General features: G+C 68.3%; 13 protein-coding genes. 10 read left to right on the top strand and 3 right to left on the bottom strand.

Annotated features, from left to right (window positions below; genetic code table 11):
• Positions 1–449: 449 nt before the first annotated feature.
• From K9U41_RS10955 to K9U41_RS10945, 3 genes are read left to right on the top strand one after another with little or no spacing between them, the layout of a single operon-like run.
• Positions 450–1,352 carry an HpcH/HpaI aldolase/citrate lyase family protein gene (locus tag K9U41_RS10955; RefSeq protein WP_012113997.1) on the top strand — a complete coding sequence of 301 codons (903 nt, stop codon included), beginning with the start codon at positions 450–452 and terminating at the stop codon, positions 1,350–1,352.
• A gap of 26 nt (positions 1,353–1,378) precedes the next feature.
• Positions 1,379–2,074 carry a DJ-1/PfpI family protein gene (locus K9U41_RS10950; protein WP_282640875.1) on the top strand — a complete coding sequence of 232 codons (696 nt, stop codon included), beginning with the start codon at positions 1,379–1,381 and terminating at the stop codon, positions 2,072–2,074.
• Between the two features lie 45 nt (positions 2,075–2,119).
• Positions 2,120–2,323, top strand: a complete 204-nt coding sequence (locus tag K9U41_RS10945; RefSeq protein ID WP_282640874.1) for a DUF1737 domain-containing protein — start codon at positions 2,120–2,122, stop codon at positions 2,321–2,323.
• Between the two features lie 39 nt (positions 2,324–2,362).
• Here the strand turns inward: K9U41_RS10945 and K9U41_RS10940 are convergent, their stop codons facing one another.
• Positions 2,363–3,265, bottom strand: a complete 903-nt coding sequence (locus K9U41_RS10940) for a cation diffusion facilitator family transporter (RefSeq protein ID WP_282640873.1) — start codon at positions 3,263–3,265, stop codon at positions 2,363–2,365.
• A 156-nt stretch (positions 3,266–3,421) separates the two neighbouring features.
• Here K9U41_RS10940 and K9U41_RS10935 point away from each other — a divergent pair, with 156 nt between their 5' ends.
• Entirely contained in the window at positions 3,422–4,483 is a 1,062-nt protein-coding gene (locus K9U41_RS10935) for a MaoC family dehydratase (RefSeq protein ID WP_282640872.1), read from the top strand.
• On the opposite strand, the gene K9U41_RS10930 is transcribed toward K9U41_RS10935, so the two are convergent.
• Positions 4,459–5,463 (bottom strand): alpha/beta hydrolase family esterase, encoded by a 1,005-nt coding sequence (locus K9U41_RS10930; RefSeq protein WP_282640871.1) that lies wholly within the window; start codon positions 5,461–5,463, stop codon positions 4,459–4,461. The genes K9U41_RS10935 and K9U41_RS10930 overlap by 25 nt on opposite strands.
• Positions 5,464–5,825: 362 nt before the next feature.
• Between K9U41_RS10930 and K9U41_RS10925 the strand changes: the two genes are divergently transcribed.
• From K9U41_RS10925 to K9U41_RS10900, 6 genes are all read left to right on the top strand, one after another.
• Complete coding sequence (locus K9U41_RS10925; RefSeq protein WP_282640870.1) at positions 5,826–6,515, top strand: OmpW/AlkL family protein; 690 nt, start codon at positions 5,826–5,828, stop codon at positions 6,513–6,515.
• A gap of 257 nt (positions 6,516–6,772) precedes the next feature.
• Positions 6,773–7,174: a succinate dehydrogenase, cytochrome b556 subunit gene (gene sdhC, locus K9U41_RS10920; RefSeq protein WP_282640869.1), complete on the top strand. Its 402-nt coding sequence runs from the start codon at positions 6,773–6,775 to the stop codon at positions 7,172–7,174.
• 10 nt (positions 7,175–7,184) lie between these two features.
• A complete protein-coding gene (gene sdhD / locus K9U41_RS10915; RefSeq protein WP_282640868.1) occupies positions 7,185–7,592 on the top strand; it encodes a succinate dehydrogenase, hydrophobic membrane anchor protein in 408 nt (135 codons plus the stop codon).
• A 1-nt stretch (position 7,593) separates the two neighbouring features.
• A complete protein-coding gene (sdhA, locus tag K9U41_RS10910; RefSeq protein ID WP_282640867.1) occupies positions 7,594–9,429 on the top strand; it encodes a succinate dehydrogenase flavoprotein subunit in 1,836 nt (611 codons plus the stop codon).
• Between the two features lie 105 nt (positions 9,430–9,534).
• Complete coding sequence (locus K9U41_RS10905) at positions 9,535–10,320, top strand: succinate dehydrogenase iron-sulfur subunit (protein WP_282640866.1); 786 nt, start codon at positions 9,535–9,537, stop codon at positions 10,318–10,320.
• A 200-nt stretch (positions 10,321–10,520) separates the two neighbouring features.
• Entirely contained in the window at positions 10,521–10,769 is a 249-nt protein-coding gene (locus K9U41_RS10900; protein ID WP_282640865.1) for a hypothetical protein, read from the top strand.
• A gap of 23 nt (positions 10,770–10,792) precedes the next feature.
• Here K9U41_RS10900 and K9U41_RS10895 read toward each other — a convergent pair whose 3' ends face one another.
• A complete protein-coding gene (locus K9U41_RS10895; protein WP_282640864.1) occupies positions 10,793–11,191 on the bottom strand; it encodes a hypothetical protein in 399 nt (132 codons plus the stop codon).
• Between the last annotated feature and the right edge of the window lie 502 nt (positions 11,192–11,693).

The following is an 11,693-nucleotide window of genomic DNA, read 5'->3' as shown; positions in this document are numbered from 1 at the left end:
TTGCCGGCCCCCCCGTGCCGGCAAAAACCCCGGACCCCATGGCGGTGTCGGCCAGCGCCAAGGCCGCATCCCGGGTGCTGAAGGACGGCATCGCGCCCGCCCCCGTGCGCGGCCGGGCCGACGATTTCTCCTGGCCCCCGCCCGGCAGCGAGCCCGCCGCCGCGCCTGCGCGGTAGGCGCAATCGGTGCGCCGGCCGGCGCAAGACCTGCCGCGACCGTCCAAGGTCGCATGCCGCAGCGCAGCGGAACCCCTTTTCAAAGCACAGGCGTCGCTTTACCGATTCGGTACGGTAAAGTGCGGAAAGAGCGCGATCCGGGCAAATTGATTCAATCTGCCCGGTGAATCGCTCTCTCACTTTAAGCCATGAGAACACGTTGCCCCATCAGCTTGCGGTGCAAGTCGATCGGCGCGCGCTCAAAACCTGCATCGACGTGCGAAGGGAGTCCCCATGGGTGCCGAAGCTGGAGCCGCCATTGCCATCCGTCCGCGCCGCAGCGTGCTCTACATGCCGGGCTCCAACGCCCGCGCGCTGGAAAAGGCCCGCACCCTGCCCGCGGACGCGGTGATCCTGGACCTTGAGGATGCGGTGGCGCCCGACGCCAAGGCGGAAGCCCGCGCCCGCATCGTGGATACGGTGAAGGCCGGCGGCTTCGGCCCGCGCGAGGTGGTGATTCGCATCAACGGCCTCGATACGCCCTGGGGCTCGGACGACCTGGAGGCCGCCGCCGGCGCCGCGCCCGACGCCATCCTGGTGCCCAAGGTGCAGACCGTGGAGCAGCTGGTCACCGTCGGCCGCCGGCTGGAGGCGCTGAAGGTGCCGCAGACCACGCGGGTCTGGGCCATGATCGAGACGCCGCTGGCCATCCTCGACATCAAGGCCATCGCCCAGGCGGCCCAGGACCCGCTGACCCGCCTCACCGTGTTCGTGCTCGGCACCAACGACCTTGCCAAGGAGACGCGGGCGGCGCTGGTGCCCGGCCGCGCGCCCATGGTGGGCTGGCTGAGCCTGGTGGTGGCCGCCGCGCGGGTCTATGGGGTGGACGTGCTCGACGGCGTGTGGAACCAGTTCCAGGACCTCGACGGCTTCAAGGCCGAATCCGCCCAGGCCGTGGAATTCGGCATGGACGGCAAGACCTTGATCCATCCGAGCCAGATCGAGCCCTGCAACATCGCCTTCTCGCCCCCCGAGGCGGAGGTGGCCCGCGCCCGCGCCATCATCGCCGCCTTCGCCCTGCCGGAGAATGCGGGCAAGGGCGTCATCACCCTAGACGGGCGCATGGTGGAGCTGCTCCACGCCGAGATGGCCAAGCGCACGGTGGCCCTCGCCGACGCCATCGCCGCCCGCGCCTGAGGCTAAAGCACGAGGTCCGGAGCACCATGTCCCAGCCCGCCGCGTCCAAACCCTTCCGCATTGTCATGCTCGCCTATCCGCGCATGACCCAGCTCGATCTCACCGGCCCGTTCGAGGTGTTCGCGCGCCTGCCCGGAGCCCGGCTGGAGATCGTGGCCGAGAGCTGCAAGCGGCCGGTGGTGGACGTGGCGGGCCTCGCCATCATGGCCAATTCCACCTTCAACGAGGTCGCCGGCTGCGACCTCCTGTTCGTGCCCGGCGGCCCCGGCCAGCTGGAGCTGATGGACGACGGGCCGGCGCTGGATTTCCTGCGCCGCATGGCGGTTCAGGCGCGCTACGTCACCTCGGTGTGCACCGGCTCGCTGATTCTCGGCGCCGCCGGGCTGCTCACCGGCTATCGCGCCACCAGCCACTGGCTGTCGCTGGACCAGCTGGCCCTGCTCGGGGCCATTCCGGTGGAGGAGCGGGTGGTGGTGGATCGCAACCGCTTCACCGGCGCCGGGGTCTCCTCCGGCATCGACCTCGCGCTGGCGCTGGCCGCCGAGATCGCCGGGGAGGACGAGGCGCGGCGCATCGCCCTTGCCATCGAATACCAGCCGGCGCCCGCCTTTCCGCCCCGCGACCGGGAGGACCCCCGCCTCGTCGCCGAGGTGCGGGAAAAGACGCGCGCCTTCCAGGAGAAGCGCATCGAGGCCGCCCGCCGCGCCGGCGCGCAGCTCTGACACGACCGCTCCCAAGCGACCCGCTATCGCCTCAGGACAAGATCGATGAAGCTCTACCGCTACCTCACCGGCCCCGACGACGCGGCCTTCTGCAAGCGCGTCTCCGCCGCCCTCAACAAGGGCTGGCAGTTGCACGGCGCCCCGACCCTCACCTTCGATACGGTGCAGGGCCGCGTCATCTGCGGCCAGGCCATCGTCAAGGAGGTGGAGGGCGAATGGTCCGACGCTGTGGTGCTGTCCGAGCACTGACGCCGGCGCCCGGGTAAGGGGCCGGCGTAGGAGAAAGCCTCAGGCAGCCTCGGTCCCGTGGGCCGGAATGAGCACCACGGCCACGTCCACCTCGTCGCCCGCCTGCTTGAATTCCTGCTTCACCGCATCGCTCAGCCGGGCGACGACGGCGCGCGTCTTCGCCACGGTCCAGTCGCCCTCGAAGCCGAGGTGCAGCTCCACGAACATCTTGCCGCCGAACTGCCGGGTGCGAATGTCCCCCAGTTCGTCGAAATCGTCGAAATGGCTGGTGAGCACCTTGAGAATGCGCAGCTGCCCCGCCTCGTCGATGGCCTGGTCGAGCAGCGAGGCCACAGAATTCGAGAGCATGGCGAAGATGTTGTAGATCATGAAGCCGATGACGACGAACGATGCCACCGGATCGAGATAATACATCCAGGTCACGTTGTTGAAGATCGACAGCACCACGGTGACGATGAAGACCGAGCCCGAGGAGATGGCCGAAACCAGGTGCACCCGCGCCTGCGCCGCCAGCACCGGCGAGCGCGTCTCGTGGGCAAGGCGGGTGGCCTTGCGGTTCAGGACGGTGTTGCCGATCACCGCGGCGGCCGTGACGAAAAGGCCCAGCTCCGCGCCGCTCACCCCTTCGGGATGCATGATGCGCATGATGGCATTGGAGCCGGCGATGAAGACCAGCACCGTCTGCAACAGGGCGATCATCAGCTCGGCGAGGTTTTCCAGCTTGCCGAGGCCGTAGGCGTACCGGCCCGCCTGGGCGTTGTGGGCGATCTTCAGCACCAGCCAGCAGGCGGTGAGCGCGGTGAGGTCGAAGGACGTCGCCAAAAGGTCGGTGAGGATCGCCGCCGAATTGGTGAGCGTGGCCGCAAGGATGTAGAAGGGAAACAGGCAGGCCGTGAAGATCATGGCCTGAAACGACAATTTCTGGCTCGCCGAACCCGACACCCCTGCCCCCTTTGTCGAATGGCGGCGCCGCCCGCAGCGCCTTACCCCCATGAGGACCATCAGGCACGCCGCGTCAAGCAGCCCGGTGCCGGATCCGCACGGCTGTTGCGTCGCACCGCGCCGCTCTGCAACATGGCGGGACACGGGGGGATGAAGATGAGCAAGACCAACCGGGGCAATTTCTTCGAGGACTTCAGCGTCGGCCAGGTGATCCGCCACGCGACGCCGCGCACCGTCACGGTCGGCGACGTGAGCCTCTACAGCGCCCTCTACGGCACCCGCTTCGCCGTGCAGTCGGCCGACAGCTTCGCGCAGGCCATCGGCTATCCCCGCGCGCCCGTCGACGACCTGCTGGTCTTCCACGTGGTGTTCGGCAAGACGGTGCCGGACATCTCCCTCAATGCGGTGGCCAATCTGGGCTATGCTGGCGGGCGCTTCCTCGCCCCGGTCTATCCCGGCGATACGCTCACCGCCGTGTCGGAAGTGATCGGCCTGAGGGAAAATTCCAACGGCCAGAGCGGCGTGGTCTACGTGCGCTCGGTGGGCTTCAACCAGGACGGCACCGAGGTGCTGGACTATGTGCGCTGGGTGATGGTCCGCAAGGCCGATACCGCCCGCCCCGCGCCCGAGCCGGTGGTGCCCAAGCTGCCGGCGGCGCTGGCCCCCGACGCGCTGGGCAGCGCCGTGCCGCTGCTCGACATCGAAGGCTGGCGCAACGACCTGTCGGGCTCGCAGGCCCGCTTCGCCGACTATCAGGTGGGCGAACGCATCGACCATGTGGACGGCATGACGGTGGAGGAGGCGGAGCACATGATCGCCACCCGCCTCTACCAAAACACCGCCAAGGTGCATTTCAACCAATTCACCGAGGGCCAGGGCCGGTTCGGCCGGCGGCTGATCTATGGCGGCCACGTCATCTCGATCGCCCGCGCGCTGTCCTTCAACGGCCTCGCCAACGCCTTCCACGTGGCGGCCATCAATGGCGGACGCCATGTGGCGCCGCTGTTCGCGGGCCTCACCGTGCATGCCTGGACCGAGGTGCTCGACGCCCAGCCCCTGCCGGGCCGCGAGGACGTGGGCGCGCTGCGCCTGCGCACCATCGCCACCAAGGACCGCCTCACCGGCGACTTCCCCGCCAAGGTCGCCACCGGGACCGGCGAGGATTATGACCCGAGCGTGATCCTCGACCTCGACTACTGGGCGCTGATCCCGCGCTGATCCGCGGCCGCCGCCGGGCGCACCACCGCGCCCGTGCGGCTCCCCCGCAGCGGGGACGGCGGCGGCAGCGGCACCGCGACAGGCCGCGGCTGCGTCGTGGCCGCGCCACCGAAGGCGGACATGAACCGCCAGACTTCCTCGCCCGAATCGATGTCGCGGCTGCGCAGGCCAAGGAAGGGCGTGGCGAGGTCCGGCTTGGTGTCCACCCGCGCCGGCGGCTGGTGCCCGCCGCGCTCGATGCTGATGAGCTCCACTGCCGAGCCGTCGCGGCAATTGTCCCAGCGCCGCAGGGTCGCAGCGGTCACGTCGGTCAGGTCGAGATGGGGCAGCTCGCGCTGGGTCGAAGCGCCGCACCCGTTGATGCGGGCAAAGAGGCGCGCGCTCTCCGGCGCCGACAGGGTCGCCCCCACCGGCGTCCAGAAGCCGGCATAGGCGATGACGGAATCCGCCGTGCCGTGGATGAACTGGATGGGGACCGGCCGGACGGGCTTGCATTCCTCGCGGTAATTGGCCGGCGCCGTGGCCATGATGGACGAATAGGCGGCGAACAGCCCCGCATGCTCGCAGGCCATGCGCTGCACCATGAAGCCGCCGTTGGAAATGCCGGTCAGGTAGATGCGCGCCGGATCGGCGATGCCGTCCTCCACCAGCCGGCGGGCCAGCGCCACCAGGAAGGCCACGTCGTCGCCGGGGCGCAGCATCATCTTGAGGCGCATGGCGGCGGGCCGCCCGTCGTTCCACACCCGCCCCTCGCCTTCCGGATAGACCGCGACGAAGCCGTGGGTCGCCGCCGCCGCATCAAGCCCGAAATAGGCGCGGAAACTCTCCGGCGTCTGCGCCGCGCCGTGCAGCGCGATCACCACCGGCGCCGGCCCGGTCACGCCCTCCGGCGTGACCACCACAGTGCGCCGGTCCTCGCCATTCACCGAGAGCCGCAGGTCGCGCACGGTGTCCGCCCGCGCAGGGAGAATCGTGAACATCGCTCCGAACAGCAGGAGAACATGCGCGAGCGCGCACATCCCACGCCGCACCCGACCCGGTTGTGATTGACGCGGGGCGAAAGTCGAGCGGACGCCCGCCGGGCAGGGCGGCGCAGCCGCGACAGAACAGGGCATGAGAAAAGAAGCCATTCGCGAAAAAGGGAAATCAGCAACCGGTCCAGGCCGCGCGCTGGGCGTGAGCCATGCCCCGCAAATGCGGCAGGCGGGCGGCGGCCCTGTGGCTCCCGCGCCACACTTTCGCCCCGACAGACCCAAAATTGACATAAATCAAACTTTTGGAGGATCGGCGGCGCGAAGTGTTGCCCTATGGTTGTGTTGATCAAGTTGGCGGGAGCGGGGCAATGAAGAAGTTCGGTCTGGGTGCCATTCTTGCGGCGGGCATCGCTGCTTTTACGGTCGGCGGCGCATCGGCGGCTGACCTGTCGACGCCGGCCTACAAGGCGGCCCCGGCCGTGGAAGAGGCCCTGAGCCCCTGGCAGATCCGCATTCGCGCGCTCTACGTGATGCCGGAGAACGGCGGGTCCGTGGACGGCATTCTCGGCTCGGACCTCACCTATTCCGACTCGGTGGTGCCGGAGCTCGACATCACCTACTACTTCACCAAGAACATCGCCGCCGAACTCATCCTCGGCGTCACCCCCCACGACATCAACGGCGCGGGCACCATCTCCAGCCTCGGCAAGGTGGGCAAGGTGTGGCTGCTGCCGCCCACCCTCACCCTGCAGTACCACTTCACCGATTTCGGGCCGTTCAAGCCCTATATCGGCGCCGGCGTGAACTACACCGTGTTCTTCAATCAGGATGCGAAGAACACGGCGTTCTCCAGCGTCGACGTGCACGACACCTGGGGCCTTGCCCTGCAGGCCGGCTTCGACTGGATGATCGACCGTCACTGGGGCATCAACGTGGACGTGAAGAAGCTCTTCCTGGAGCCCACCTTCACCCTGCAGACCGTGGGCGGCAGCTACCTCACCGGCGGCGCCGACCTGAACCCCTGGATCTTCGGTACGGGCGTCACCTACCGCTTCTGATCGGTCCGTCCAGACCTGACCTCCAGAACAGCGCCGGTCTTCCGGCGCTGTTTTTTTTGCGCGTGCGGTACGGCCGGATATGTGCCCGGAACGTTGGCAGCGCAGCAATCCGCCGCGGCGCAAAAGCGGCATGCAACGATCATCCAATTGCGGTACGCGTCGTATCCGGTTTTAAAGCCCCGCCAAGGTGCTTTGGAATCGTTGCGAAGTGTCGACGATTGAGATACCTGATCGGTCGATTTTTTGGAGGAGGCCCCATGGCCGACAGCCCTCAGCGCATTGATCGCCCCCTTTCGCCTCACCTACAGATCTACCGCCCGCTGTTTACGATGATGATGTCCATTGTGCATCGCATCACCGGCGTCGGGCTCTATTTCGGGACGGCGATCCTGGTCTGGTGGCTGCTCGCCGCCGCCACCTCCCCCTCGGCCTTCGAAGCCTTCCGCTCGGTGGCGGGCTCGCCCATCGGCCTCATCGTGCTGTTCGGCTACACCTGGGCCCTGCTGCACCATGCCTTCGGCGGCGTGCGCCACTTCATCTGGGATTTCATCCATGGCTTCGGCCCGCAGGAGCGCGTGCTCCTCGCCAAGGCCAGCCTGGCCGCCTCCGTGGCGCTGACCGTGATCCTCTGGGTCGTCGGCCTGGCCGTGAAGGGCTGAGGAGGATCACATGAGCAACACCCCGTCCTCCGGACACGCCCCCATGCGCACGCCCCTCGGCCGCGTGCGCGGCCTGGGTTCCGCCCGCTCCGGCACCGACCACTTCTTCCAGCAGCGCGTCACCGGCCTCGCCAACCTCATCCTGATGATCGCCTTCATCGGGATCGTCATCTGCCTCGCCGGCTCCAGCTACGCGGCGACGCGCGCCACCCTCGGCAACCCGTTCGTGGCGGTGGTCATCCTTTTGACCCTGCTGTCGGTCACCACGCACATGCGGATCGGCATGCAGGTGGTGATCGAGGACTACATCCACACCGAGGCGCTCAAGGTGCTGCTCATCGTGGCCAACACCTTCTTCAGCATCGCCATTGCCCTCGCCGGCGCCTTCGCCGTGCTCAAGATCAGCCTGGGAGGCTGACATGGCCGACACCGCAACCAACGGGGCCGCCGCGCCCGGCATCAATGGCGCTGCCTACCCCATCGAGGACCACACCTACGACGTGCTCGTGGTGGGCGCCGGCGGCGCCGGCCTGCGCGCCGTGGTGGGCTGCTCGGAAGCCGGCCTGCGCACCGCCTGCATCACCAAGGTGTTCCCCACCCGCTCCCACACGGTGGCGGCTCAGGGCGGCGTCGCCGCCTCCCTCGCCAACATGGGCGAGGACAAGTGGGAATGGCACATGTACGACACCGTGAAGGGGTCGGACTGGCTGGGCGACCAGGACGCCATCGAATACATGGTGCGCAACGCGCCGGCCGCAGTCTACGAGCTGGAGCACTGGGGCGTGCCCTTCTCCCGCACCGAGGACGGCAAGATCTACCAGCGCCCGTTCGGCGGCATGACCACCCATTACGGCAAGGGCACCGCCCAGCGCACCTGCGCCGCGGCGGACCGCACCGGCCACGCCATGCTGCACACGCTCTATGGCGCGGCGCTGAAGCACCACGCGGAATTCTTCGTCGAATATTTCGCCATCGACCTCATCATGGATGAGGACGGCCGCTGCCGGGGCGTCATCGCCCTGAAGCTCGACGACGGCACCATCCATCGCTTCCGCGCCCATCTCGTGGTGCTTGCCACCGGCGGCTACGGCCGCGCCTATTTCTCCGCCACCTCCGCCCACACCTGCACCGGTGACGGCGGCGGCATGGTGCTGCGCGCCGGCCTGCCCCTGCAGGACATGGAATTCGTGCAGTTCCATCCCACCGGCATCTACGGCTCGGGCTGCCTCATCACCGAGGGCGCCCGCGGCGAAGGCGGCTACCTCACCAATTCCGCGGGCGAGCGCTTCATGGAGCGCTATGCCCCCTCGGCCAAGGACCTTGCCTCGCGCGACGTGGTCTCCCGCTCCATGACCATGGAGATCCGCGAGGGCCGCGGCGTCGGCAAGAACAAGGACCACATCTTCCTGCACCTCGACCATCTCGACCCCGCCATCCTCCACGAGCGCCTGCCCGGCATCTCGGAGAGCGCGAAGATCTTCGCCGGCGTGGACCTGACGCGCGAGCCGATCCCGGTGATCCCGACCGTGCACTACAACATGGGCGGCATCCCCACGAACTATTACGGCGAGGTGCTGGACAAGCGCTCGGGCGATCCCGACACGGTGGTGCCCGGCCTGATGGCCATCGGCGAGGCCGCCTGCGTCTCGGTGCACGGCGCCAACCGCCTCGGCTCCAACTCGCTCATCGACCTCGTGGTGTTCGGCCGCGCGGCCGGCCTGCGCGCCGCAGAATTGGTGAAGCCCGGCGAGAAGCACCGCGAGCTGCCGGCCGGCAGCGCCGACCTTGCGCTCTCCCGCCTCGATGCGGCCCGGCACGCTTCCGGCGGCACCCCCACCGCCGAGCTGCGGCTGGCCATGCAGAAGGTGATGCAGAGCAACTGCGCCGTCTTCCGCACCGGCGAGGTGCTGGAGGAAGGCTGCAAGCTGATCCACGACGTCTACAAGGGCGCCAGCGACATCGGCGTCACCGATCGGTCGCTGGTGTGGAACTCGGACCTGGTGGAGACGCTGGAGTTCGAGAACCTCATCGCCCAGGCCATCGTCACCATGGAGGGCGCGAACGCCCGCCAGGAAAGCCGCGGCGGCCACGCCCGTGAGGACTTCCCGGATCGCGACGACGTGAACTGGATGAAGCACACACTTGCTTACTTCGATACCGCATCCGGCAACGTGCGGCTCGATGACCGGCCGGTGCACACCTACACGCTGTCCAACGACATCCAGTACATCGAGCCCAAGAAGCGCGTGTACTGATCGTGTCATCGCGACCGCGCGCGGCGAGGGCGGACATGCCCACCGCGCGCGGCCATGGCCAGAAATCCTGCGGGCGGTTACCGCTCCAGCGTTCCAGGACGTCCCATGGTTGAGCTCACCCTTCCGAAGAACTCCCAGATCACGCCCGGCAAGGTGTGGCCGAAGCCGCAGGGCGCCAAGACGCTGACCGAGTTCCGCATCTATCGCTGGAACCCGGACGACGGCCGCAACCCGCGCATCGACACCTATTATGTGGACCGCGAGGATTGCGGCCCCATGGTTCTCGACGGCCTGATCTGGATCAAGAACACCGTCGATCCCACCCTCACCTTCCGCCGGTCCTGCCGGGAAGGCGTGTGCGGCTCGTGCGCCATGAACATCGGCGGCACCAACACGCTGGCCTGCACCAAGGGCATGGACGAGGTGCTGGTGAAGGGCGTGGTCAACGTCTATCCGCTGCCGCACATGCCGGTGGTGAAGGACCTGGTGCCGGACCTCACCCATTTCTACGCCCAGCACGCCTCCATCGAGCCGTGGCTGCAGACCGACAGCCCGCCCCCCGAGAAGGAGTGGCGCCAGGCCAAGGACGACCGCGAGAAGCTGGACGGCCTCTACGAGTGCATCCTGTGCGCCTGCTGCTCCACCTCCTGCCCCAGCTACTGGTGGAACGGCGACCGCTACCTCGGCCCGGCGGCCCTGCTCCAGGCCACCCGCTGGCTGAAGGACAGCCGCGACGAGCGCACCGGCTCCCGGCTCGATTATCTGGAAGACCCCTTCCGGCTGTATCGCTGCCACACCATCATGAACTGCGCCCAGGCCTGCCCGAAGAGCCTCAACCCGGCCAAGGCCATCGCCGAAATCAAGAAGATGATGGTCGAGCGCCAGATCTGACGGCACGTCCTGCCCGGATCACGCCTTGTCGAAAGGCCGCCCGCCCCTGGCGTGGCGGCCTTTTGCTTGCCGGGCGTCTCGCAAGGCCCCGGGGGCCGGCGGCGCACCGCATCCGGTGGCGAAACGCGCGGTGCTTCTCAACACCGCGCCTTCCGTGTTAAAAATTTCCCGTCAACCTTGAGATTGCCGGAGGAGGCGAGATGTCGGTCATGCGCGTTCTTGTGCCGGCGATCCTTGGGCTCGTGCTGCTGGTTGCCCTCATCGCCCGCCCGTCGGAGACGGTCGTGGTCCTCGGCAGCGCCGTCCTCACGCTGACCACCGCCAGCAGCATCGTCTTCTTCGGCTTCGTGGCCGTCGCCGCCCTGATCGGGCTGGAGCGTCACTCCGGCCGCCATCTGGCTCCGGCCGCGCCGGTCCACGTCCATCGCTCCCTGCGCGACGAGGTCTGAAACTCAGGGCGCGGCTCGGCGCCTCAGCGGCGGCAGGTGACCGCCGGCCAGGGGCTCTGGCGATAGAAGGGCCGAAGCTCCACCACCTGGATGCGCTCCCACAGGGTGCTCGACGGCTCCGGGCAGAGGCGCAGCATGGCCGAGGTGGGGTTGCCCCGCCAGCTTTCGGGAATGTGCACCACCACCGCAAAGGCGCCGGCCTCATAGGACGGGTCGCGGGCCCACCAGCCCGCCGGCAGGCGCTGCCTGACATAGACGCGCAGCGAGAGGAACGGATCGAACGGATAGGGGTCCACGTCCGGATCAACCGGCGGGCGCGCCGGCAGGCCTTCGAGACTCTGCATGGGCGCCTGCTGGGCCATGGCCGCGCCGAACCCGACCACGCCACCCCCGACCGGAGCGACCACAAGCGCGAGCATCATGAGCGCGCGCGCCGCGATGGCCCGCCCCGCACATCGCCGCACCGGGCCGCGCGGACCTGCCGCGTTCCCCTGCGTGCGCCCCGTCCCCGTCCTGATCCCCACCACCATTCCAGGCCCCGCTCCCTGCTGCATCCCGATCAACACCCCCGGCCCGGCCGCTTTCCTCCGCCGCCCGCGCGCATTTTGGCTCCCTTGACGGAGCCGGACCCGGCGCGGGGAAATCACCGTCTGCGCCAAGCCCTGCCCGGCGCCAAGGCGCAGGCCGCATTGTGAAAGCGCCGCGCGCATTTTCCGTTCACGCCCGTTCAAGGGACATGCGCTATCTCTGCCTTCATCGCACGTTCGTCACCCAAGCCGGCGTGCATTTCGCGCGAACATGCTCCAGATCAAGGCCACGGACGGGGAACAGGGGTGAGCAGGCCGGCATGATCACGAAACCATCCCGAGCCGGGTTCACCCGGAACTGTCCGCCTGACGCGCGGCGCGCCATCGCCGCCGGCCG

It is taken from the genome of Xanthobacter autotrophicus (assembly GCF_029991245.1).
GTDB lineage: Bacteria > Pseudomonadota > Alphaproteobacteria > Rhizobiales > Xanthobacteraceae > Xanthobacter > Xanthobacter autotrophicus_C.
Note: the sequence above shows the minus strand (reverse complement) of the source record. Positions and strands in the feature narration are given on the sequence as shown.